Annotated in this window: 16 protein-coding genes and 1 pseudogene; 8 read left to right on the top strand and 9 right to left on the bottom strand. The window is 50.6% G+C overall.

The annotated features are described in order from the left end of the window. Positions 1–56 precede the first annotated feature (56 nt). The 5 genes and pseudogenes from BN3772_RS31710 to BN3772_RS11465 form a co-directional block, all read left to right on the top strand. Positions 57–914, top strand: a pseudogene (locus tag BN3772_RS31710) (helix-turn-helix domain-containing protein); the annotation flags it as partial. 150 nt (positions 915–1,064) lie between these two features. Continuing rightward, positions 1,065–2,129: an iron-siderophore ABC transporter substrate-binding protein gene (locus BN3772_RS31240; protein WP_052380467.1), complete on the top strand. Its 1,065-nt coding sequence runs from the start codon at positions 1,065–1,067 to the stop codon at positions 2,127–2,129. Positions 2,130–2,135: 6 nt separating this feature from the next. After that, entirely contained in the window at positions 2,136–3,170 is a 1,035-nt protein-coding gene (locus BN3772_RS11475) for a FecCD family ABC transporter permease (RefSeq protein WP_042199527.1), read from the top strand. A gap of 15 nt (positions 3,171–3,185) precedes the next feature. After that, entirely contained in the window at positions 3,186–4,244 is a 1,059-nt protein-coding gene (locus BN3772_RS11470; protein WP_042199525.1) for a FecCD family ABC transporter permease, read from the top strand. A 49-nt stretch (positions 4,245–4,293) separates the two neighbouring features. Beyond that, a complete protein-coding gene (locus tag BN3772_RS11465; protein ID WP_042199524.1) occupies positions 4,294–5,136 on the top strand; it encodes an ABC transporter ATP-binding protein in 843 nt (280 codons plus the stop codon). Here the strand turns inward: BN3772_RS11465 and BN3772_RS11460 are convergent. From BN3772_RS11460 to BN3772_RS11450, 3 genes are all read right to left on the bottom strand, one after another. Then, positions 5,133–6,716, bottom strand: a complete 1,584-nt coding sequence (locus BN3772_RS11460) for a DUF4179 domain-containing protein (RefSeq protein WP_042199523.1) — start codon at positions 6,714–6,716, stop codon at positions 5,133–5,135. The genes BN3772_RS11465 and BN3772_RS11460 overlap by 4 nt on opposite strands. Further along, on the bottom strand, positions 6,688–7,272 hold the full coding sequence (locus BN3772_RS11455; protein WP_042199521.1) for an RNA polymerase sigma factor: 585 nt from the start codon (positions 7,270–7,272) through the stop codon (positions 6,688–6,690). Before BN3772_RS11455 ends, BN3772_RS11460 begins: the two co-directional genes overlap by 29 nt. 590 nt (positions 7,273–7,862) lie before the next feature. After that, complete coding sequence (locus BN3772_RS11450) at positions 7,863–10,604, bottom strand: cation-transporting P-type ATPase (protein ID WP_244444722.1); 2,742 nt, start codon at positions 10,602–10,604, stop codon at positions 7,863–7,865. A 194-nt stretch (positions 10,605–10,798) separates the two neighbouring features. On the opposite strand from BN3772_RS11450, the gene BN3772_RS11445 reads away from it, so the two are divergent. Then, positions 10,799–11,749, top strand: coding sequence for a helix-turn-helix transcriptional regulator (locus tag BN3772_RS11445; RefSeq protein WP_042199519.1), 951 nt, complete (start codon positions 10,799–10,801; stop codon positions 11,747–11,749). 103 nt (positions 11,750–11,852) lie between these two features. After that, positions 11,853–12,221 (top strand): VOC family protein, encoded by a 369-nt coding sequence (locus BN3772_RS11440; protein ID WP_042174174.1) that lies wholly within the window; start codon positions 11,853–11,855, stop codon positions 12,219–12,221. A gap of 22 nt (positions 12,222–12,243) precedes the next feature. Here the strand turns inward: BN3772_RS11440 and BN3772_RS11435 are convergent, their stop codons facing one another. Further along, on the bottom strand, positions 12,244–13,530 hold the full coding sequence (locus BN3772_RS11435) for an MFS transporter (RefSeq protein WP_042199518.1): 1,287 nt from the start codon (positions 13,528–13,530) through the stop codon (positions 12,244–12,246). Beyond that, positions 13,527–15,782, bottom strand: a complete 2,256-nt coding sequence (locus BN3772_RS11430) for a B12-binding domain-containing radical SAM protein (protein ID WP_042199516.1) — start codon at positions 15,780–15,782, stop codon at positions 13,527–13,529. The genes BN3772_RS11435 and BN3772_RS11430 overlap by 4 nt, the downstream gene beginning before the upstream one ends. Before the next feature lie 322 nt (positions 15,783–16,104). On the opposite strand from BN3772_RS11430, the gene BN3772_RS11425 reads away from it, so the two are divergent. Continuing rightward, entirely contained in the window at positions 16,105–18,492 is a 2,388-nt protein-coding gene (locus BN3772_RS11425) for a GH36-type glycosyl hydrolase domain-containing protein (RefSeq protein WP_042199515.1), read from the top strand. 70 nt (positions 18,493–18,562) lie between these two features. Here the strand turns inward: BN3772_RS11425 and BN3772_RS11420 are convergent, their stop codons facing one another. From BN3772_RS11420 to BN3772_RS11405, 4 genes are all read right to left on the bottom strand, one after another. Further along, complete coding sequence (locus BN3772_RS11420; RefSeq protein WP_042174178.1) at positions 18,563–18,928, bottom strand: GntR family transcriptional regulator; 366 nt, start codon at positions 18,926–18,928, stop codon at positions 18,563–18,565. After that, entirely contained in the window at positions 18,928–19,581 is a 654-nt protein-coding gene (locus tag BN3772_RS11415) for an ABC-2 transporter permease (protein ID WP_042199514.1), read from the bottom strand. Before BN3772_RS11415 ends, BN3772_RS11420 begins: the two co-directional genes overlap by 1 nt. Next, on the bottom strand, positions 19,574–20,428 hold the full coding sequence (locus BN3772_RS11410) for an ABC transporter ATP-binding protein (RefSeq protein WP_042199512.1): 855 nt from the start codon (positions 20,426–20,428) through the stop codon (positions 19,574–19,576). The genes BN3772_RS11415 and BN3772_RS11410 overlap by 8 nt, the downstream gene beginning before the upstream one ends. A gap of 158 nt (positions 20,429–20,586) precedes the next feature. After that, positions 20,587–21,021 (bottom strand): prolyl-tRNA synthetase associated domain-containing protein, encoded by a 435-nt coding sequence (locus tag BN3772_RS11405; protein WP_042199511.1) that lies wholly within the window; start codon positions 21,019–21,021, stop codon positions 20,587–20,589. Between the last annotated feature and the right edge of the window lie 124 nt (positions 21,022–21,145).

Below are 21,145 nucleotides of genomic sequence, written 5' to 3'. Positions count from 1 at the left end.
ATTAAAATGCTCTATAAACAGAATTCCTAGTGAGAATTATTATCAAATATAATATAATGAGTTTAGCTTTTTTGGGAAAAAGAAAGAGGTGGGGGATCATGCAAGCGAGCCAGCTATCGCTGGTTTGGAGCCATTCGCATATTAATGTGCTGGATATACGCCGTATTGTGCGATATGAGGACGAGGCCTGTGCATCCTATCGTCTGCCTGCCAACTGTTTTTTGTATGCTATAAAAGGAGAAGCAAGAGTTGGTTTAGGCGAGGGTAAGCATGCTGTTCAGCAGTATCTTGTCTTACACGGGGTTAAGGGAAATAAATTAACAGTCGACAGAATTGAATCCCGATTTGAATACTATCTGATTTTTTATAGTGCTACGTTGCCTGAGCTGCTCAAGCAGAGATTGTTATCCGCAAAAGACCGGCATGCCGCATACTATCAGAACTACAGTGTCACTCCAATTTCTTCCGCTACACTGCTGGATCAGGTAAAAGAGATGCATGCAGCGTGGGAGCACCAGACTTCAGATAAGCTTCAGCGGATTCGTGTGAAATCACTCATGTATCAATTTGTATACGAGGTTCTTCAGCAGGGGAATACCAGTGGTGCTGTGCAGATTCACAGTGAGCTGGTGTCCAGGGCGATTCAATATATGCAGGGTAACTTCCCCAGACCCATTACACTAGAACAACTAGCTGCAGCTTTATATTGCAGTCCACGCCATTTCTCAAGATTATTCAAGAGCGAGACTGGAAAAAGCCCCATTGAGTATCTCATCCATCTCCGTATTTCCAAGTCCAAGCAGTTATTAGTGAGTACAGAGGCAACGCTTCAAGAGATCGCTGAGCGCATCGGTATGCCCGATAGCTATTACTTCAGTAAAATGTTTAAAAAATATGCAGGTATATCACCGCTCCGATACCGGAATGAGCATCGTTCTGAGTCTGTTTGTCCATATATGACATCCGGTTTGGCACGATATGACATGGGAGAGGCTCTTTTGCCACTGTATAGTAATGATAAAGATTATCATTCTTATTTAGGTGCCGAAGAGGAGGCTTCATCCATGTTTCACAGTAAAAAATGGGCAGCTGCCATGCTGCTATGTCTAACGTTAGCCATTAGTGCTTGTTCTACAGGAGGCAATACTACCAATGGGGCAGCAGACAATAATAAGCCGGGGTCGCAGAATACAGCTGTGACTCAGTCCAATGCAGCGAATGTGCCTGCAAATACAGATCAGGCAGCCGTACAGCCTTATCATACCTCTATCGAAACGAAATTCGGTACAGTAGAAATCACAGCAGAGCCCAAACGGATCGTTGCTCTAGGCTGGGGGGATGCAGAGACAGTGCTTAGTCTGGGAGTTGAACCGATCGGGGCCAGTGACTGGGTTGCCTTTGGCGGTGAGGGTGTAGGTCCTTGGCTGGAGGGCAGCTATCAGACAGCGCCGACCATTATCGGCACACTGGAGCCGGATTATGAGCTTATTGCCAGCCTGCAGCCGGACCTGATTCTGGACGTTAAATCTTCGGGAGACGAGGAACGTTATAAGCGGTTGACGGATATTGCGCCTACGGTTGGAATTCCCAGCGGAGCTGACCGCTATAAGACCTCCTCTGAGGATCAGCTTCGCATAATCGCCCAAGCATTAAATAAGGAGGAAGAAGGCGAAAAGCTGCTGGCACAGGTAAGTGATGCCTTTACCAAGGCTGCCGGGGAGCATCCTGAATTCAGCGGAAAAACTGTAGTAGTGGGCTCCTACCAATCAAGCGGCTTCGGTGCCTATGTCACAGGAAGCACACGTATTGATTTTGTGAAACGTCTGGGCTTTGTAACGAAGCCGGAGATTGAAGCGGTTGAGAATACGAATTTTGCGATCAAGATCGCTGACGAACGTCTGGAGCTGCTGGATGCAGACTTAACAATCGTTGTGCCGATTGGCGTTGAGCCGGGCGTTGTGACAGACCAGCCCCTGTTCCAAAAAATCCCTTCTGTAACGGATGGCAGAGCAGTCGTTTTAGACCGTCAATCCTCACGGGCTTTTTCCACGGGAAGTATTCCTGCGCTGCTGTGGGCTGTGGAGCATCTTGTTCCTCAATTCGCCGATGCACTCAAAGGCAAGGAGTAATTTAAGGTGGTAGTTTCTGGTCGATCCGTGCAGCAAGAAGGACAGGAGCAGGCTAGAACAGCGGGTCTGCTTATCCTGCTGTTCTTATTAGGGGGTGGCGTAGTGATCAGCCTGATGGTTGGTGCTAAGCCGCTTTCTGCTGCTACGGTATGGAATGCACTCACCGCCTTCGATGGAAGTTATGATCACACTGCGGTGCAGGAAGCACGAGTGCCGCGCACCATACTGTCATTAGTTGTAGGCGGTGCACTGGGCTTGTCGGGTGCACTTATTCAAGCTTTTACACGAAATCCGCTTGCGGATCCCGGGATTCTGGGCGTCAATGCAGGTGCTGCATTCGCTGTAGCAGCGGGGATAGGTTTATTTTCCGTTTCTACTATATCAGGCTATATGTGGTTTGCCTTTGGCGGGGCTTTGCTGGCGACGGTTGCGGTATACATCATTAGCGGCGGGGCAGGGCGAATGTCTCCGGCACCCGTGCAGATTACACTTGCCGGCGTAGCACTTGGAGCGGTACTTAGCGGGATTACCGCTGTATTCCGGATGATGAACAGCGAGGCTTTTTCCGCAATGCTGGAGTGGAGCGTCGGCTCCTTGGCAAGAAGGAGCTTAAGTGATCTGGTCCCTGTTCTTCCTTTTATACTTGTTGGTGTGGTGCTTACACTTGCTCTATCGCCGGCACTGAATGCAGTTGCTCTTGGCGATGACCGCGCTGCATCTATGGGTGTAAATATTCAGCGTACGCGTCTGATCAGCCTGTTAGGTGTAACCCTGCTCGCAGGCGGGGCTACCGCTATAGCAGGTCCAATCGGATTCATTGGCCTGATGGTTCCCCACAGTGTCCGGTGGGTGACGGGTCCGGATCAGCGCTGGATTTTTGTGTATTCTATTGTGGCTGCGCCGCTTCTGTTGCTTGTATCCGATATTATCGGCAGGGTGCTGATGCCTCCGGCAGAAATTCCAGTGGGCATAATAACCGCCTTCCTTGGGGCTCCTGTCCTAATCGTTCTGATACGCAGAAAAAAAGCAAGCGGCCTGTAACGGGTGATGAAAGGAATGAGACAATTGCGGTCAGCGGAGAATAGCCGCCGGGAGCTGGTGCTCAAGTGGCCAGTATCCATCAGGATAGGATTAAAAGCTATGGTAGCCAGCTTAGTTATGTGTGGAGTGATTGTTGGAATTGCAACACTGTCACTCATGGCAGGGACGATGCAGGTGAGTGTGGCAGATGTACTTCGGGCACTAAACGGGCAAGCAGAGGGTATCATTCATACAGTAGTTGTGGAGTGGAGATTACCAAGAGCCATTGCTGCGATTGTATTTGGAGCAGGACTTGGTGTCAGCGGAGCCATTTTTCAATCATTGACTAAGAATCCGCTCGGCTCGCCTGACATTATCGGTTTTAGTTCAGGGTCTTATACAGGAGCATTGCTGGTGCTGCTGGGTACGGGTTCGATTTCTTTTATCGCAGTGGCTTCAGGTGCAATTGTAGGTGGAATAGGTACGGCTATCCTTGTATACGTTCTTGCTTTTCGCGGCGGATCAAAGGGCTTTCGCCTCATTATCGTTGGTATTGCAATATCCGCGATGTTAAGCAGCGTTAACTCCATCCTTCTATTGCGCGGTGAGGCAGGTGCAGCTTTTACAGCGGCAGCGTGGGGAATTGGTTCGCTGAATGAAGTGAGCCGGGAGCAAGTAACCCCTGCATCGATCATGGTCATTGTAATAATAGCGACAGCTATGCTGCAGAGCAGACCCTTAAGGGAAATGGAACTGGGAGACGACACAGCCAGAGCGCATGGTGTTAGTGTGGAAAAAAGCCGTATACTGCTGATGGCGACTGCAGTTGCCTTGACCGCGATCCCTACAGCAGTCATGGGTCCTGCAACTTTTGTTGCCTTGGCAGCACCACAAATGGCTAAGCGGGTTGCAGGCGCTTCGCGCAGCTTATTCCCCGCTGCTGCAATGGGAGCGCTGCTTCTCCTGGGAGCAGATTTCATTGCACAACGGCTTATCCGCGGAACGATTCTTCCTGTTGGTGCTGTCACCCTATCACTTGGCGGGCTGTACTTGGTATGGTTATTGTTCATGCAGGCACGGCGAAAACCGCTTTAAGCTTAGGTTAATTTTACGTTGAGAAAAGAAAGGAGGAGATCAAGGTACTATGACATCATCTCCGTCCAATGCTACAAATAAGTCTGCCAGCTCCAGCGCTGCCACAGCCTCACCGTTATGGGGAGAAGATATGGCTGTCAGCTATGATAAACGGATCATCATCGGTAACTTGTCTGTAGAAATACCACACCACTCCTTTACCGTTATTATTGGTCCGAATGCCTGCGGCAAATCAACGCTTTTGCGGGCATTATCCGGGCTGTTGAAGCCTGAAAAAGGGGTTGTCATGCTGGACGGAAAGGATATTGCCGCCAGTAAGGGAAAAGAGGTTGCCCGCAAGCTGGGCCTGCTGCCCCAGACAGCCACCGCACCCGAGGGAATAACGGCGGCTGATCTGGTTGCCCGCGGGCGTTATCCTCATCAGAGCCTGTTCCGCCAATGGAGCGAAGAGGATAAGCAGATCGTCGATGCTGCAATGGAGGCGACAGGAACGCTGAGTCTGGCTCAGCGCCAGGTGGATGAATTGTCAGGCGGTCAACGCCAGCGTGTCTGGGTTGCGATGGCGCTTGCCCAACAGACACCGCTGCTGCTTCTGGATGAACCGACCACTTTTCTGGATATCGCTTATCAGATTGAGCTGCTGGAGCTGTTTGCAGAGCTTAACCACAGCGGTCATACCCTGGTTGCGGTCCTGCATGATCTGAATCATGCGGCAAGATATGCCACCCATCTAATTGCGATGAAGGAGGGCAGTATCGTAGCCCAGGGAAGCCCGGAAGATATCGTAACTGAGGAACTGGTTGAACACGTGTTTGATTTATCCTGCAAAATCATTAAAGACCCTGTCACAGGCACACCGCTGGTGGTTCCTGTTGGGAAGCGCAAGGCTTAGTCCTTCGCTCCGGCCGGTTCCGGCAAATCTAAGCTCCAGTCCACATCAGTGTACCTTTTATTAGTAACTGTCCTGATCAGCGTCAGCTTCTCTGGTAGTGCGGTCAGGCCGGGAATATCGAAGTATGAGGGACTGTCAGAATCTGCTTGGGGCGCATTAATGATTACAATCTCTCCAAGCTGTGTATGGCCTGTAAACTGGGCGTTATATGTTTTGCCCGATTCATCCCGAACAACCCAGCGGTCCTCCTGGAAGCTGTTCACAAATTCACCGCTAATCAGCAGTCTGCCGGAAGGCCCGCTGCCTGCCCCGTTATCTTTGATCTCAAAATCATGCAGCTGCAATACATCTTCTTGTCCTTGAAAGACTGCCGGCTGGTTCTTTAAATCCTCAGGAACAAAGGTTACTGAATCGTTTGTCTGAACGGGCAGTGAGTAACCGTCCAGCACGAGCCTGATGCTGCTGCTGTCAAAGGGCAGGTAAGGAAGGGCGAAGGTCCATTGCTGGGCTCTGCCGGCAGGGTCATCGCTCTTGAAGTATCCAATGTCCCAATAGGAGTATCCGTCAAAACCATAATTGTTGATGCGGCCGATTTCCTCACCTGCTTCATTTTCCAAATGAAATTGAAGTGAAAGCTTCTCACTAAGCTCCACCGGACTATGCTTACTGGCTTCATCCGATAAGCCGGTCTCAAGCTGCAGTAAAGCACCGGTCGGCGTCAGGATAAGACGCTGGGCCGTAATACTCAAACCGCCCGGCGTCGTATAAGACTGATCCATTTCAATGGAAGTGGACAGCTCTTTTGACTTGCTTATATCCACTTCATAACTAAAGCTCCAGTCACCGTTTAATCCGGTTGAAGCACCTCCACCTTCCTTAACATTGAGTCTGTTAACATTGCTCTCAATAATGATGTGGTCTCCTGGGAGCTGATCGTACGCATAGGTTAACCAAAGCCTGTCGTTCTCATAGGCCGGGGATTGTTCGTCCCCTCCATCCTGCAGGGGAATATCAGACCGGAAAAAAGCAATTTCCTGCCCGTCCTCATCTTTGATCTGAATCATATTGTGACCAAAAGCATTCTTCCAATTGTGATTCGTCTGTCCCGAAGAATCTGTCAGCAGAAGTGAGAATACAATCCGTGTATCATCAGCAATTACCTCTTCGAGTGACAGTGTGTAGCCCTGATCTGTGATGCTGACAGCAGGCATTTGTACAAGCCCTAGCGATTGGGCATTCTGCATTCCGGGATCTGTCCAGTGCACGAGCTTGTTGAACGGCATCATCGTGTGCGCCTGGAATATTCGTTCGCTCCCCGGTTCATAAGAGGCATCCGTTCTCGTCAAACCATAAAGCACCAGAATTAATGCCATTCCGCCAAGTATGCCCGCTCCCCAGCGCAGTCCGGCGAATCTTTGTTGCTTAGGGGCTGAAGGGAGGGGGGCTATTTCCGTTTGCCGTACCTGGCCCATAACCTGCTCCGTAAAACGTCTGTTAAGCGATGAGGATTTAGATGTTTTGTAAGCTTTTATTTCATTATCCAGCCAATCGTTAGCATTCGTATGATTTGGTTTGGCCATAAGCATCCTCCTTCATGATTTTCCCGGGCCATAGTTTTTTTAGTTTGCGGCGTGCCTGATACAGGCGGTTCTTCACCTGATGCAGGGTCAGGCCTGTCACCGCCGAAATCTCCTCATAGCTTAAATCCTCCGTGTAATAGAGAAGCAGGACAATACGGTAGCGCTGCGGCAGCTTTTGGATCAGACGTTGAAGTTCGACTTCGCTTTCTCTGCGCATGTACCGCTCTTCCGGAGTAGGAGAGCTGTCGATTTGAACATTCAACAGGTCATTTGCAAAGCTGAAGCGCTTGCGCCGCCCGGCTTCTCTGAACACATTGACAGCGATGGCATACAGCCACGCTGAAAAGCTGGATTGCAAACGGTGACTGCGAAGCTTCCTGTAGGCTTGAATAAAAGCTTCCTGAGCCTGGTCCTGTGCATCCTGAGGAGAAGAGCCCATCTCCAGCAGGAAAAAATAGAGCCTTGGGCTATATTTATCAATCAGCACTGCAAATGCCTCCCGGTCTCCCCCCAGCACCCTTTCGATGATCAATCTATCTTCGACTGGTTCTGTCATTACAGCCCTCCCATTGTGACGTTTATATCTATAAGACGGGTTGATGCGTTAAATCTTCTTATTTTTTGAAAAAAATAGGGGATACTGCTTAGGTTCCGATATGGAACGCAATTATATTTATAATCTGCAAACGCGAAAGCTCAATAAATGCGCCGGGCTGAAGTAACAGTACTTTCTGCAACTAAACCTGGCTAAATAGCTCCGCTGCAAGTTTTAACTGCAATCTATACATTTATATTTGCCGAAAACGACCGGAAACGGCTTTTTCGAGGAAAATAGATGTACAGAATACAGTTATCTCCCTATAAAGACTGATTTCCCTTGTTTTAATTGTACCAAGTACACTTATAACGAATTTGACTCTGAGCTGACGGACTGAGGTTAACGCTTGGCAGGGGAGATCAATCCGCCGTCCAACGTTTTGCCTAAGGAGGGAACAGGAGCCGTTTGGTTAGCCTCTTAATCACGTCCTATATATTTTTATTCTAACTGCCGCGTGTTTAAATTAAAAAACAGCAGCCCGGCTATACACATTAACATGTGTACCCGGGCTGCTGCTGTATAGACCCCGAACTCGTGAGCCTCCAGACTCACGATGAAGCCGCATTCTTAACGCCGCCCTCGCCGCTGATGTTGCCTGCGCTTCGGCGGCGGACGATGGTGCGCGTAATGGTCTTTTCGATTTCAATAATGACGAATACCGCAGCCCCCATCATAAGCGGGAACGACCAGTAGGACAGGCCGATCGGCACTGTACCGAACACCTTGTTCATGAACGGCAGATAGGTGATGGACAGCTGGAATAGGATCAGCAGAGCGGATACGACGAATACGGCTTTGTTGGCGAAAAAGCCTTTGCCGAACGCCGGCTCCAGCTCTGTCCGGCAGTTGAATAAATGGAACATCTGGGCCAGAACGATGGTCTGCATTGTAACGGTGTTGACGACGCTCTGGTCATATCCGTTATCCAGCAGGGACATGCTCATCGCCAGCGTCCCGCCGCCTAGCAATACCGACACAAACAGTATTCTGAAGATATAATACTTGCTCAGCAGGGGCGCAGCCGGATTGCGGGGCGGCCGTTTCATGGCACCCGGCTCGATTCGCTCGAACGCCAGCGCCAGGGAAACGGTAACCGAGCTGACCATATTAACCCACAGAATCTGGATAGGCGTCAGCGGAATCACGGTGCCCAGCAGGATGCTCGCCATGATCAGGAAGCTTTCAGCACCGTTAGTCGGCAGAATGAACAGGATGGTTTTTTTCAGATTGTCGTAGACACGCCGGCCTTCCTTCACCGCCTGGACGATGGTGCTGAAGTTGTCATCGGCCAGCACCATTTCCGAAGCATCCTTGGACACCTCTGTTCCCTTAATGCCCATTGCAACGCCTACATCAGCCCGCTTGAGGGCCGGCGCGTCATTCACCCCGTCGCCGGTCATGGCGCAGATGCTGCCGCTGCTTTGCAGCGCTTCGACCAGCTGCAGCTTGTTTTGCGGACTGGTCCGGGCAAAGATAGAGTACTGCCGGGCGGCCTCCTGCAGCTCCTCCTTAGACATACGGTCCAGCTCCCGGCCTTCGATTGAATGCTCGCCGTCACCGATGCCGAGCTGTTTGCCGATCGCCATCGCGGTTTCCTTATGGTCGCCGGTAATCATTTTAACCTCGATGCCTGCATTCTTGCACTCGCGGATAGCGTCCCCCACCTCATCGCGCGGCGGATCGACGATGCCCGCCAGTCCCAGAAATACAAGCCCTTCCTTCAGATCGTCATGATCTACCTGATCAGGGGACGCCCCTTCCGGCAGCTCCTTCATCGCAAGTCCGATGACCCGCTGCCCTTTGCGGGCATGTGCCTGCATCTGGTCACGCCAGAAGCCGGCATTGAACGGGGCTACGCCATCATCCTCCGCCTGGCTGCCAGCCATCTCAAACAGGCGATCAGGTGCACCCTTGACGTAGATAAGCGGTCGGCCCTCATCCTTCGTCAACACCGCCATGTATTTGTACTCGGAGTCGAACGGCAGCTTCGATGTTATTTCCAGTTCAGGCACCCCGGATTGCGCCTTTCCCGCAAGCGTAAGCAGGCAGCCTTCCGTAGGATCACCTTGAAGCGCCCATTTACCATCTTCTTTGGTCAGAACAGAATCGTTGCAGGTTACTCCGCATATCAGCAGATGCTTCAGCGTCCGGTCCTCTTCAGGGTCGGCTTCCTGCTCTTTGTCCCGGCGAATTTCGCCTTCAGGAGCGTAGCCCGTTCCTGTTACCTCGTATTCCCGGGAGGAGGTTACCACAGAGGTGACCGTCATTTCGTTTTTGGTCAGGGTGCCTGTTTTGTCCGAGCAGATGACCGAAACAGCACCGAGCGTTTCTACCGAAGGCAAATTGCGGACAATTGCTTTTCTTTTCGCCATATTTTGTACACCGATTGCTAAGATAATGGACAGAATGGCCGGTAGGCCTTCGGGGATTGCCGCTACAGCCAGACCGATGACCGACAGCAGCAGCTCTCCGACTTCATAATCACGCAGCCAATACCCGAATCCGAACATCAGTGCAGCCACGGCAACTATAACGATGGATACCATCTTGCCGAAATGGGCAGTCTGTTTCAGCAGCGGTGTGCTTTGTTCTTCAACGGAGGCAATCGACTTGTTTATTTTGCCGATTTCCGTCTGATCCCCGGTTGCTACCGCTACGCCGGTCCCCGTGCCGGATGAGACGGTCGTCCCGGAAAAAACAATGTTGGTCCGGTCGCCCAGCGTCACTTCCTTCTCCAGCGCGCCCGTCTGCTTCTCAACAGAGGTGGATTCGCCGGTCAGTGCGGATTCCTCAACCTTCAGGTTATCACTGCTGAGCATTCTGAGATCTGCCGGAATTTTATCCCCCGCACTTAGCAGCACGATATCACCCGGTACGACCTCCGCCGCTTCAATTTTAGTGAGGTTTCCATCGCGCCGCACCTGCGCCTCAGGAGACAGCATATTTTTGATGCCCTCCAGTGCCTGTTCGGCCCGGTGCTCCTGCATGAAACCGATTGTTGCATTAACGATGGCTACGATAACGATGACGACGGTGTCACTAAAGTGGCCCAATATGGCCATAACAACGGCGGCTGCCAGCAAAATGTAAATCAGCACGTCGTTAAAATGCTTTAAAAACTTAAGGATAACCGGTGTTTTCTTTCCCTCCGGCAGCTCATTTTTCCCATACCGGTCCAGGCGGTTCTTAGCCTCGCCACTACTCAAGCCCTGTTCACTGTCGGTCTTCAATGCTTCCAGCGTATGCTGGCTGTCCAAGGCATGCCACAATTTGTCCTGCTTCTCTGCCAAGTCAGTCGCCTCCTCTGGTTTAAATCTTCCCATTCATTAAACGGGATAGCACCGAGGCAAACGCTTCAGAGGGAAGTCGTTATGAAATGTTCACATAAGGAGCAGATAAATGCTAAAGTTGACAGAACAGGTTTCAAAAAAAATCGGTACTGGTGCCGAACAGATGAATTCTACGCAAGGGAGTGCAGCCTGAATTGAATAAAACAGAGCGTCTTTTAGCGATTGTGATAGAGCTGCAGCGAAGCAGATTGCAGACAGCTGATGAATTAGCAGAGGTTTTGGGAGTCAGTGTAAGAACGATTTATCGTGATATGCAGGCTTTGAGTGAGGCAGGTGTTCCCATCATTGGTGAGACAGGATTAGGCTATTCTTTAATGGAAGGCTACTTTCTTCCGCCCATTAGTTTTACAGTAGAAGAAGCGGTGTCACTTGTTCTTGGCGCTGAATTCATCGAAAAACGTTATGATCCGGCTTTTCGCAGCAGTGCCCGTTCTTCCGGCAAAAAAATAGAGGCCATTCTGTCTGGCCCCATCCGTGAGGAGACAAGCCGGATACAAGGAGGCATCCGGCTGCTCCAAAAAGATGAGATGGCCGTCATGCTGCGGGAGAAAGAGCACTTGGGAATCATTCGTGAAGCGATGCTGGAGAGCAAGAAGATTTGTTTTGCCTATAACAAGCGGGTTGCTAAAGCGGACGGGAGCAGGGTAACTGTGCGAACGGTATCGCCATTCGGACTTGCGCATGATGAGCAGAACGGCTGGCTGTTACTTGCCTTCTGTGACCTGCGGAAGGATATTCGCCATTTTCGTGTCTCCAGAATCAGTGAGCTTACCGTGACAGATGAACCGTTTCAGCTTCCTGATCACTTCAACCTGCAATCCTATCGGCCTAAGGATACCCGCGGCATACAGGTCTGCGCCATTTTTAATTCAGACATCGCCGATAGAGTAGAAGAGGCGAACAACTATTATATGGAGACTTCTGAAGCTAGAGAGGATGGGTACCATGCTACTTTTCGTGTCCGTGAGCCGGAGGAGTTGCTGAGCTGGATGCTTGGGTGGGGTGCAGATGTGGTAGTCACTGAACCTGAGTCCTTCAGAAACCGGATCAGAGAAGAAATCAGCAAAATGCAAGAACGCTACTGACATACTGTTGGCAGGAGGGTGCCCGTATAATCAGGATATACAAGAGCTGGTGTTAAGACTTGTATTAGCATCTTACACAAACCCGCATACAAAGGAGAATATTATGTCAGCCATTGGACCCGATTTCATTTCCCTTCAGGTGAGCAATCTGGAGAGCTCAGCAGAATTCTATCAACACTATCTCGGACTGGTCCGCTCGCAAGCCGGACCGCCGCATGCTGTAGTCTTTGATACAAAGCCTATTGCATTTGCACTTCGTGACCTGTTGCCGGGAACAGAGCTTGGTTCAGGCACTCAGCCTGGACTCGGTGTTGCTCTGTGGCTCTATGCCCCTGATACGCAAGAAATCCATGACAAGCTTACTGCAGGAGGCGTAAAGATTGCTTCCGCACCCATTGACGGCCCCTTCGGGCGGACCTTTACCTTTGCCGACCCGGACGGCTATCTGGTTACCCTTCACAGCAAAGGCTAATCCGATATCCTGCACCCTGATATTACCCTGCATGAAATTCCCGGTCAGGTGCACGGGACGATGGCGGAGCCAGAATGTCAAGGCTGCGCAGATGAGGATTGGACAGCCCGGCGGTCAGGCAGACGGCAAACAGGGCAGCGGCAATTCCGAAGCAAACGGCTACACCGATGCTGTCGGCCAGAATACCTACTCCGCCGTAGGTAAACGGGATAGAGAGGTTAAAGGCCAGGGAACTGATGCTGTTGACGCGTCCCCGAAGCTGAGACGGTACCAGGAGCTGAAACAGGGTGCTCATCGGGATTACTGTAACGGTTACTCCGAAGCCCAGAAGCAAGTTGCCGAAGCAGGCCGGCCAGAGTGCAGGAGATAGTGCGATCACGCCCATGCCGAGGCCTTGAATCCCCAGCCCGAGTGAGAACCAGAGGCCGATTCTCCGGGGCGACCTGCTGCCGACAAAGAGTCCGCCCAGAAGCAGACCGGCACCAATAGCTGCATTGAAAAGACCAAGCTCGCGGGAATCGCCCTGCAGCAGCTCCCCGATCAGCATAGGGGGGAGCACATTGCTTGGCCCCAGGGCAATGTTGCTGAGTGTACCGAGAAGGATAAGCAGCAGCAGGGCAGTCTGCCCCCGCAGCCATCCCCAGCCCTCATGAATTTCCGCGAAGATGGACAACCCGGCAGTGCCGGGTTGTCTTTTGGTCCTGCTGCGGAATTTAATCCGCTGAATCAGGGCGAGCGAGAGGATAAAGGATACCGCATCTACAATCACGGCTCCTGAATTTCCAATGGAGGCCACCAGTATTCCGCCGGCAACCGTACCCAGAATACGGGTGACTTGCAGGGAAACAGACATCAGTGAGTTAGCCGGGATAAGATAGGCTTTATCTGCGATGAGCTCGGGCATTAAGGAGCTCTGTGAAGTCCCGAACAGATTGCCCATTATCGCAAGGGCAGCTGTAATCAGATAGATATGCAGCAGCTGCAGCTGACCGGTTAACATGAGCACAGCAAGGGTTCCGGTGAGCAGGGCTTGAGCGGCATCGGAGATCTGCATCAGGATTTTTTTGTTAAAGCGGTCAACCCAGGCCCCGATGAATAGGCCGAGTATCATTTCCGGCAGGAATTTGGTGACGATTACAAGCCCCACCTGGAGTGAGGAGCCAGTCATCGAATACACAAGCCAGCTGATCGCCAGATTGTATAAGGAATCCCCGAAGAAGGAGCAGGCACGGGCCAGCCATAAATAGCGGAAGTCCGCATTATGCTGCAGGAGGAGCCTGTAATTAGGCTTGCTTACTGCGGAATTCAACTGAACATGCCTCCTCTGTCCAAGGCTCCGTATGCCACCGGTACCGGCGGCTGTTTCAGCCGCAGAAACCGGTTGCTGATACAGTGCTGCCACAGCTTGGTATGGAACTCCTGCTGCGAGGAGTGCTGAAGCAGCTCCGTTAAGCTTAAGCCATGCTCGAACCTCCGCAAAAAAACAATCATCGGGGCGGGAAACGGAAAAAGAGTACCGTCCCGCCGGACGAACAGCTGCTGCTCCTGCGGCTCTGCGTAGCCGGGAACATCCGGTTTCCACCACTGAAGCAGCTCTGATATATTTTGTGCGGTGACGGCCTTTCCTTCGCGTTCGGAGGTATCAAGGATGTGGTCGAGGTCCTTTTTGCTGAACAGCTTGTGTACAGGAAGGTAATAATATCCCTCAAGAAGATGACCGTTTAATTCCATGACTGTGTCTACGTTAGCCGGTGTATGATTTGCACCGCCAATGACGCTCAGGATGTTATTTCCGAACCTGTCGTGATAGAACATCGAATGTGCAGTATCCACTCCCCCAACCCATGGACGGTCCAGCAGACTTCCCCGCAAGGAGGCTTTGGCCTCAGTCAGCTCCTTCGGCCCGCAGCGGGAAGAGTCAGCCAGAAGATCCTCAGGCTCACTGTAATGCAGCCGCCATGCCACATCCTCCCCCTCGAACGGCCGGACACCAAGAATATTGAAGCGTTCCGGCTCTTTGGCTATAATGGCACCTTTGGTTAAGACAAATTGGCCGAGTCCGCCAAAGGTCCAATGCCTGGTATTCTTCTCCAAAAAATCAACGGAGTTCAGAGCATCTTCAACCGTTTCCGTAGGGAAGCCGGTAAAGCCCATAATTTGCACGCCAATGCCGGCTTCGCTGAACATTTGAATCGTTTCCTGCAGCCGGTCAACCTGGGTTCCTTTATTAATCAGATTCAATATCCGCTGGTTGCCGGATTCAAAGCCGACCGAGATGGCGGTACAGCCGCTTTGATGCAGCAATTGACAGCGTTCCGGTGTCCAGTATTCCTCAAGCCGGATCTCTGCTCCCCAGCGGATATCGAGCCCTTCTTCCAGAATGGCTGCTGCAAGCTTCAGGAGCAAGGCAGGAGAAAGCACGTCCACTGAGAAATAAATATATTTGAAGGTGACGGCGAGCGTCCTCAAATCTTCGATGATTTTATCCAGCGGGTATTGCCGCCAGGGGCTTGTAGGCGAATCGGTGTTCAAGCCGTAATCACAAAAGGTACACCGGTTCCAGTAGCACCCCCGCGAAGGCGAATAGTAAATGAACGGAAACGGGGACAGATATTTCTCCCAGGGTAGCTTGCTGTACTCCGGCACCGGAAAGGAGCAAATATCTTCATATTTAATGCTCAGAACTGCCGGGTCATGCGCGGCCTGATGCCTTGGGTGCAGAGCGATATTCGGAGAAGAAGGTATAGGAGTACCGTGCTCCAAGGCCTGGAGGATAGAGACAAAGGCACTCTCGCCTTCACCGATAATGCAGGCATCTGCCTGGCCGAATACTGCATAGAAATCTTTTTTGTCCAAAATGTATTTCCAGTAATCCGAGACGGCAGTGCCGCCGAAGATAATCCGGATCTCCGGACAGCTTGTCCGGATAAGGCGTGCCATGCTGAGTGCAAAGGGGATTTGGGCGACATAGGTGATGCTGATGCCGACAAGCGAATAGCCGCCTGTAATTATCCCGGGAATCAATTCCTTGCTGTAATAATCAGCGAACGGCCGGGAGATCATCCCGGTAATTTCAGGATCACGCATATCCTGCGAGCTGAAGATATTATAAAATCCGCTGGTCGCCAGGCTGAACCCCCGGAACTGCCCCGGGTAGCCTTTTAAAGATAAGGCATCCATCCAGAGCATCACGGTCTCAACAGCGCTGGTATACAGCCTGTAGTCAAAAAAAGCAGCTTCGTCTCGGAACGTATGCAGTGCAGCCGGCAGAGCCTCTGCGAAATTCGTACCCTGCACTTTGAGTGCGTAATGCAGCTCCATTTGTTCAACTGGTGTAAGCTGTTCCTTGGTTTGAAGCTGCGCACTCCGTTCTTTGACAGATTGCATCGTCATCCCGATTTGTTCAGGGGCTACTGTATATAGCCACGAGTCAATGTTACTGTCAATAATATCAATGTCTTCAAAGCCGTATTGCCGCGCATAGCCCGCCAAACAGCAAAGGCTGTGATAACCCGATGTAGGATCGCTGACAGGAGGGTATATAAGCGCCGTTTTTACCATTCTAAGACCTCCATAATAAGAGAATACCTCCTCATTAGAAAGCTACAATGAGGAGGCAGGGGCGTGAAAGGCTGCTAGTGGATGTTATTAACGTTGTTCCCGCGTGTAGTAACGCTATCAAACTCTTCGGTGACTTCCAGAATGGCGGCAAGCAGCTCTTGCTCTTCCTTTTTCATACAGATTCACCTCCTTTGGGTATTGTAGAGATTATATGCTAAAAAATACCATTGATATATGAGCTTGAAGATAGACTCTGAAATGATTTACAGATAAACTATTAATTTAGATACGTATAAGAATTCTGGAAAGTGAGGCAAGCGAAATGATAAGAGCATCTGAAGATAATCAATATTATGAGCTGTCGAGTCCGACGATTCTGCCCAAGGCCTCGGGCTTCCTGTGGAATGAGCAGATGATGATCCATGTGAACTGCCGGGGATATGCGGTAGCCCAGTTTATGCAGCCTGAGCCTGCGAAATATTCGTATGCACCGAATCTGGAAGCCAAAACCTTCATGCAGCCGGAGCAGCCGTATTATGCCCATCATCCCGGACGGTTTGTCTATATAAAGGATGAGGAGAGCGGCGAGGTATTCTCTGCTCCGTACGAGCCTGTCCGCATGCCTCCTGACCACTATACCTTTGCTGTAGGCAAACATAATATTGTCTGGAAAATAGAGAAAAACGGCATTGCCATTGAAATGACGCTGAGCCTGCCCAAAAATGAGCCGATGGAGCTGTGGCGGGTGAAGGTGACCAATCTCTCCTCCGCAGCCCGGAAAATCAGCATGTACCCTTATTTCACTATTGGCTATATGTCCTGGATGAACCAGTCCGGTGAATATAAGGAAGCACTGCAGGGAATTGTGGCTACAGCCGTTACGCCTTACCAGAAATACCAGGACTATGACAAGATCAAAGGTCTGAAGGACCGGACTTTCCTGCTCGCTGATCAAGCCCCGGCAGCCTGGGAGGTAAACCAGGAAGCCTTTGAGGGTGAGGGGGGAATCGGTTCGCCGTCAGCACTAAAAAGCGGACGGCTGGCTAACGGGGAAGCGCGCTATGAAACGCCCGCAGCCGTACTGCAATACAGCATTGGCCTTGCTCCGGGCGAAGAGCGGGAGTACCGCTTTGCATTCGGGCCCGCTCATAATGAGCAGGAGATTGCAGCTATCCGCCAGCGTCTCTTCCTGACTACCGATGCAGCCGGTAAGGACGGCTTCGCGCTCGCTGAGCGGGAGTACGAGGAGTACATTAAGGAAGGCAGAGGCATCATTGAAATCACCACTCCGGATGCCGATCTTGATAATCTGGTTAACCACTGGCTGCCCCGGCAGATGTATTATCACGGGCAGACGAACCGCCTGACGACAGACCCCCAGACCCGGAATTATCTGCAGGATAATATGGGGATGAGCTATATTAAGCCGCAGACGGCGAGAGGGGCGTTCCTGACTGCCTTAAGCCAGCAAAATGTAAGCGGAGTCATGCCGGACGGGATTATTTTGCATGAGGCGGCTGAGCTTAAATATATCAATCAGGTTCCGCATACCGACCACTGCGTCTGGCTGCCGGTCTGCCTCATTACGTATCTGGAGGAGACGGATGACTATAGCATTCTGGAGGAGAACGTTCCTTACTCGGGCGGAGAGGAAGCTGGCACTGTCTTCGGACACATCGACCGGGCTATGCACTGGCTGATCTATGAGCGGGACGAAAGAGGACTGAATTATATTAATCAGGGCGACTGGTGTGACCCGATGAATATGGTCGGCTATAAGGGCCGGGGCGTTAGCGGATGGCTGACAATAGCTACAGCGTATGCATGCATGGTATGGGCGGATATTTGCGAACACAGCGGCCGGCCGGAGAATGCCAAGGCCTTCCGCCAGGCTGCGGATGAGACGAATGCTGTAGTCAACCGGTATTTCTGGGATGGAGAGTGGTATGCACGGGGAATCACCGATGAGAATGTAGTGTTTGGCATCAGCGAGGATAAGGAAGGCCGGATCTTCATTAATCCGCAGGGCTGGGCGCTGCTCAGCGGTGCGGCCGATGCGGAGCAGCGGGAGAAGCTGATGAGATCAGTCCGGGAACAGCTGGAGACCCCATATGGTGTGGAAAAGCTGGCACCCTCCTATACCGCTATGCGGGAAGATGTGGGCCGGGTAACGCAGAAGCATCCGGGGACAGCCGAAAACGGGGCGGTCTACAATCATGCCGCAGCCTTTTATATCTATGGCCTGTATGCGGTTGGCGAGCAGGAGGATGCCTACCGGCTGCTGCGTAAAATGCTTCCGGGACCCGATATCGAGGACATTATCCGCCGGGGCCAGCTGCCGGTCTTTATTCCGAACTATTACCGCGGAGCCTACAGACAATTTCCGAAGACTGCCGGACGCTCCAGCCATCTTTTTAATACAGGAACGGTGCCGTGGGTATACCGCTGTCTGATTGACGGGCTGTTCGGACTGCAGGGTAGCCGTGAAGGACTGCGGGTGCGGCCGCAGCTCCCATCGGACTGGAATGAGGCTGTGGTTAAGCGCATCTTCAGAGGCGCACAGCTGCATGTTGAAATGAAGCGTGAAGCCGGAGTATCAGCTATAGAGGTGTATCTGGACGGTGAGCTTATCCCGGATGGTATTCTGAAAGGGCTGGAGGCCGGCGGGCAATATAAGGTGCTTGTTAAGCTTCCGGCGGTTAATGCCTGAGTAACATAAATAGCCCAACTGGTTCGGAGGAGCAGCAGAATCCCGGAACCGGTTGGGTATTATTTTTTCATTAATAAATGTCCTTCAACAGCGCAACCACTTCTTCTAATGTGAGGCCAAAAGATTTGTAATAGTCCGTATCTGTTACCATTTGCTTAAGAATCATTTCATTGCGCTTCTGAAGCTTTGCGTCAGCTGAAAGCCCGGTGACAAAACAGCCTTTACCTGTAACGGTATAGATCAGGCCGCTTCGTTCAAGCTCCTCCCAGGCCTTTTTCACGGTGATGATACTGACGGACAGCTCAACGGCTGCTTGGCGGATGGGCGGCAGAATATAGCCGCTGTCCAGCTCTCCCTTAAGAATCTGTGAACTGATCTGATCAAACAGCTGTTGATAGATTGGTTTATCAGAAGTGTTAGAAATGGCTATGTTCATTAGATTTCCACTTTCAAGAATCGTTTGTAGCCAATATGATAAGCTAAAAATGTGAATATTGCAAAAATCGCAGTGCAGACAAGCAAGATAGAGAGCTGTGTAGTCATGCTGTCAGCACCGCTTCCCTTGAACAGATCATGCACTAACGGGCTTTGGATGCCCAGCCATTCCGCAACTCCGGCGAATAGGGTAGCGGCGGTGATAGATACAGTGGAGGCTGCCCCGTATTTATAGGCTGTTTTGTAATACATAGCAAAAAAGATGAGATTAAAGATTGCCAGCATCACCAGACATAACCCCCAGAAGCCAATAGTCGGTGAGAAGAAATAGTAAGTCATATTCGGATATAAGCGCACACTGATCAGACCGTAGATTATGGCGAATACAATATGCAGCAGCTCCAGAATGACAATGAAAGTTACCTTCGCTTTGACGACATCCCTTTTGGTTACAGGCAGCATGCCGGTGAACATGAGATCATTTTGACTTTTATACCCGGCGAACATATTCGGTACCGTTAAGAAACAAAAGTATAGGATAACAAGGAAATACAGCCAGCCCGGAATTAACATCAATGCGCCTGTCAAAAGAGGGAGCACATAAAAGAACGGGTTTACGCCTAACTTAAATTCTTTGAGCAGCAAATTATACATAGGCTTCCTCCTTTCTAGAATAGTAAATCATAATTTCCTCGAGATTCGGAACTGCGGATATAATACCCTGGGACCGATCGAAATCTTTCGTATAGATCAGGCCGGTAAAGCCGAAGGAATTTGTTTTGTAGGAAATCAGGTGGTCCTTGACCAGCTCCAGCTGCTCTTTTGATCCGTTCAGCAGGCGAAATGCATCGACGAACGCTTCCTTCTCGGCACTGTTAACGATTTCGCCGTCATGGATGTAGGTGATATAGTCAGCGCATTTTTCCAGATCGGAGGTGATATGGGTGGAGAAGAGAATGCTGATTTCGCCGTCCTGTACCAGCTCCTGAAAAATACTCAGAAGATTATCCCTGGCGGCAGGATCGAGTCCGCTTGTCGGCTCATCCAATATAAGGAGCTTAGCACCATGCGACAAAGCGAGGGCCAGGCTGTATTTGACCTTCATTCCGGTTGATAATTCGGCAATTTTTTTATTTTCATTCAGATTGAATTTTTTCAGATACCTGCGGTAGGTTTCATCATCCCAGTTATGGTAAAAGGTTTTGATTACCTTCGTTAACGTTTTGATTTTGTTGCGGTTGTAAAAGTTGACGTCTCCAAAGGCATAGCCGATTTCCTGCTTCAGCTCAAGCTCATGTTGTGTTATGTCTTTGCCCAGAGCATGGATCTCTCCTCCGTCCAAGCTGATTAAATTCAGAATGGATTTGATGGTCGTTGTTTTTCCTGCGCCATTTATTCCGATAAAGCCCATAATATAACCCTGCTCCAGCTGGAAGGACACATTTTTTAATGAAAAATGTTCATATTGCTTATTTACATTTTTGATATCTAATACAAGCATGAGAGTTCCCTCCTTATTGATATTGTGTATGTCGTGCATGCACAATATATCACCGATAAATGAAGGTGTCAATTGCTGGGCCAGGAAAGCACCCGGAATCCAAAAAAAACGGCGCTTGTCCAAAAGGATAAGCCCCGGGGTTTCTTTTCATTATTAGCCTACAGTGTTATTACGCTGATCTCGTTACCATGGGCCGCTACAATGCTAAGCAGATCTTCGGGTGCGAGCCAGACTGTAGCGGTGTTATCGTTGGGATGGACACCGACGGTTTCGCCCTTTTGCAAATCCTCGTCCAGTACGAATTTCACGGTACGCTCGTTGTCGTTCAGTATGCCAAACGGGGAGACAGCGCCCTTGGTAAGTCCCAGCAGTGTGCGCAGCTGCTTCAGGTTAACGGATTTATCCTTTTGGATCGTCAGCAGATAATAGTTTCTTTTTTTGTCATCGCGAATGAACAGATTTTTGGCGATCTGATCTATTCCAGGGAGCTTGAAGCTCTCCATATCGGCGATAGTATAGGCTGCGGGATGCTCAATCACTTCATGGCTTACATTCTGCTGCTTTAACAGCTCAATAACGGCTTCGCGTTTCATCGTGATTACCTTTATCTCTGGATTTAGTAGAGTGGAAACTGCAACTGGACATAATAATATCATTTGTTTATAGAAAATATCAGTAGACGGTTAGGTTTTTTTTCTGTATTTTAAGTTTAATCCT

The sequence above is a fragment of the Paenibacillus camerounensis genome, assembly GCF_000723885.1.
Taxonomy (GTDB): Bacteria; Bacillota; Bacilli; order Paenibacillales; family Paenibacillaceae; genus Paenibacillus_AQ; species Paenibacillus_AQ camerounensis.
This window is presented reverse-complemented; position numbering and strand designations above follow the sequence as displayed.